Annotated in this window: 1 protein-coding gene and 2 pseudogenes; 1 reads left to right on the top strand and 2 read right to left on the bottom strand. The window is 66.9% G+C overall.

Annotated features, from left to right (window positions below; translation table 11 throughout):
* Positions 1-206: 206 nt before the first annotated feature.
* Together ABD093_RS03035 and ABD093_RS03030 are read right to left on the bottom strand one after the other, a co-directional pair.
* Positions 207-1,289: pseudogene (locus ABD093_RS03035) on the bottom strand (ISL3 family transposase); the annotation flags it as partial.
* A gap of 130 nt (positions 1,290-1,419) precedes the next feature.
* Positions 1,420-2,745, bottom strand: a complete 1,326-nt coding sequence (locus ABD093_RS03030; RefSeq protein ID WP_343922347.1) for an ISL3 family transposase — start codon at positions 2,743-2,745, stop codon at positions 1,420-1,422.
* Positions 2,746-2,930: 185 nt separating this feature from the next.
* On the opposite strand from ABD093_RS03030, the pseudogene ABD093_RS03025 reads away from it, so the two are divergent.
* Positions 2,931-3,125, top strand: a pseudogene (locus ABD093_RS03025) (IS1634 family transposase); the annotation flags it as partial.
* Positions 3,126-3,209: the final 84 nt, after the last annotated feature.

Genomic DNA, 3,209 nt, shown 5'->3' with positions numbered 1-3,209 from the left:
TATCCTGCTCACCAGCGCCGCGAGAACCGTAGCGTGAATACCCGCCACAGCAGGGTCATTCACCACGAACCGCGAAGAGCCGGTCAACGCGTGTCTCTCGACCGGGCGGCAACACCCCCCGGACCATTGATGGCAGGGCAACAAAGCCATACCCGGCCGAGCGACCAGACCCCCGCCCATCGGGGGCACTCACAAGGTAACGGGGGGCGGTATCCCAGGTCGGCGCCGCGGAGGTGCTCGAGGCGGCCGTCGATGGCCTCTGTCGGGCCGATGCTGGTGCCGGGGCGGTCGAAGTAGGCGATGCCCCAGGGAGCGTGAGCGGTTGAGCGCGGCGTGCGCTTCTGCGGCGACCACACTGCTCAGCCGGCCGCGTTGGCGGTCGGTGAGGAAGTCCGCGCCAGTGCGGAGGACTCGGCAGATCGCGTAGAGACGATCTCGAGAGCCCGCGGTACCCGCAGGTGACCTGCTGGACCCGTTACCGGCACCGGTCCAGTGCATCGCCGGCCAGGGCGGCGACGTGGAAGGGGCCCATCACCGCCACGGCCTGGGGCATCTCTTCCGCGGCAGCAGTCTTGAAGCCGGTGAACCCATCCATGGCGACAGTCTCGATCCCGTCTCTGAATTGCTGACTCTGGGCGTCGAGCCAGGCCTTGAAGACCTTTTTCGAGCCGCCCGGGACTATTATCAGCAGCCTCGCGGTGCTGGTACTGGCGCCGACGGACCTGGGTGGGGTCGATGATCACGGTGATGTACTTGCTGCCGCCTCTGGTGTGGGACCAGACGTGATCATCGGCGCCGATCGCGCGGACGCCGTCGAACCGGGCGGGATCATTGATCAACAACTCCTGGACGGCCTTGAGGGCCGCGCCGTTTGTGGTGTGCCAGACCGTGCTGAGGTTCTCAGCAACGCGCGCGATCGATATCCTGTCGATGACCACGCTCTTCAGCGCCCGGTAGACCGCGTCACGAGACGGCTTCGTGCGGGTGGCGGCAGCGGTCGTGGTGTCCTGCCTCCACACTGTGCAGTAGTCGCTGCAGCGGTAGCGGTGCACTCTGACCTGCAGCATCGTCGGTCGCCAGCCGAGCGGGACGTGTACGACCGTTTTTGTCCCCGTGCCGCGGGGAACACCAGCCTGGCCGCAGCGGCGGCAGTACGAGTCGGCCTCCAGGACCCGCCAGTCCAGTACGGCACGGTCGAGCTTGACTCGCTGCCCGGTGGCTGTGAGCCCGAGCCCGTCCCAGCAGCAGAAGGCATCGAGAGCAGGGGGAGAGGAGGCAGCGTTGGACATGTCGAGGTCTCCCAGAAGGCGAGCGTCAGAACTTCCATCATCGGGAGACCTCGACGTCTATCCCGGCACCGACGCGCCCACCCCGAGCTTCGCAAGCACACCCTCATCTGCGAAGAGCCGGCTAGGCTCTTCAGAGATGAGTGTGGGGTGAGGCGTCGAGTCCGCCAGCGATGAGGAGCATTCGGAGGCGGTAGTGCTCGAAGTTCCGGAACCCACGGGCAATACGGCGGCCGAGCTCGATGATCCCGTTGATGGCCTCCGTGCCGCCGTTGCTCGCGCCGTCGGTATCGAAGTAGGCCAGGAACGCCGTCTTCCAGCGGCGCAGCGTCTTCCCCAGCCTCGCGATCTCGGGAATCGGGCAGGGCGGCAGAGTGTCGATGAGTCGCTCGGCGAGCCGACGTCCCTGGGCGGGTGTGGGCTGGTCGAACACGTCTCGGAGGTCCTGCGCGCACTGGTAGGCGACCTCGACTGCGACGTGATCGGGGTGAGCAGAGAACGCCCTGGCCAGGCGGTTCTGCTGGCGCGTAGTGAGACGATCACGCCCGGCGCGGAGGACGTGCCGGATCCCGAACAGAGGGTCACCCTTGCGGCCGCGGTGGCCGAGGGTCTCCTGCTGAATTCGGCGGCGGACGTCATCGACCGCAGCGCCGGCGAGCTTGACGATGTGGAAGGCGTCCAGCACGCAGGTGGCGTCCTCGAGCTGGTCATCGATCGCGTTCTTGTATCCCTGGAACGGGTCCAGCGTCGCGATCTCGATCTCCTCCCGGAACCTCTCACCGCGTTGGCCCAACCAGTCGCGATAGACCGTCCCGGACCGACCTGGGACGAGGTCGAGCAGCCTCGCAGTGGGGTGGGTTCCTCGGGTCAGGTCCACCATCCCGGTGAGCGCTTTCGGCCCGCGCCGGCGCGGGTCACGGTGGTGCCAGATGTGCTCGTCCACGCCCAGGACCTGCACGCCCTCGAACCGCGACGGGTCTTCCGCGGCCCGGGCCAGGACGGGCTGGACCTGGGACCAGAGCGTGTTCCAGGTCGTGCTGAGCTGGCGGGCGAGGCCCTGGATCGTCGCTCCCTCACGGCGGAGCTGACCGATCGCCCAGCGGATCGCGCGCGTGCTCAGCAGGCCCCGCGGGGCGCAAACCTCCGGGTCCTGCTCGAGAAACGTGGCCACCTTGCAAACGTCCTCGAGGCAGACCCAGCGGCGCTTGCGCCAGCGGATCCGCACCGGCCGGCCCGCCCAAGGCGCATCGATCACCTCAACCGCGATCCGTCCGTGACCAGTGGCGATGACTCCGCAACCAGGACATCCCGTCACCGGGTCACAGGACTCGACCTCGAGGACCAGCCCGGCCCGGGCCTTCGAGACGGCCACCAGATGGAGGCCGGGGAAGTCCAGCAGAAGGTCGCATCGGTCGCAGCGATCGAGCGTGTCAGGGCATACGCAACTATGGTTGTGCATTGTCGAGGTCCTTGGTGCGAGCAGAGGTAAGAGTCCGCTCATCATCGAGGACCTCGACGTCTATCCCCAGCTACCCCGCACCACCGGCGCGCCCACACTCAACTCTGAAGAGCCGGATTTCGGGGATTCGTTCGCGTTCGTGCTGGTGAGCGCATTGCAGGGCGTGAAAGTGGCACACTAACGATGTGGTGTTTCTGCGGAAGGTGAAGACGGCGTCGGGAGCGACGGCCGTGCAGATCGCCGAGCGGAAGAATCGCCGGGACGTGGTCCTCGAACACCTCGGCTCCGCCCATACCGAGGCGGAACTCGCCGCGTTGATGAGCGCCGGCCGGGACAAGATCAACGCCGGCCAGGAAGCTCTTGACCTGGACCTATCCTCAGACTGAATCGGCCCGGGTTCTCTGCCGCTACTTTGTGGGTGCGGGCTCTCGGGTGAGGGCCTCGTAGTGGAGCGTCTCGAACTC

This window comes from Brachybacterium tyrofermentans, assembly GCF_039526165.1.
GTDB classification, from domain to species: domain Bacteria; phylum Actinomycetota; class Actinomycetes; order Actinomycetales; family Dermabacteraceae; genus Brachybacterium; species Brachybacterium tyrofermentans.
Note: the sequence above shows the minus strand (reverse complement) of the source record. Positions and strands in the feature narration are given on the sequence as shown.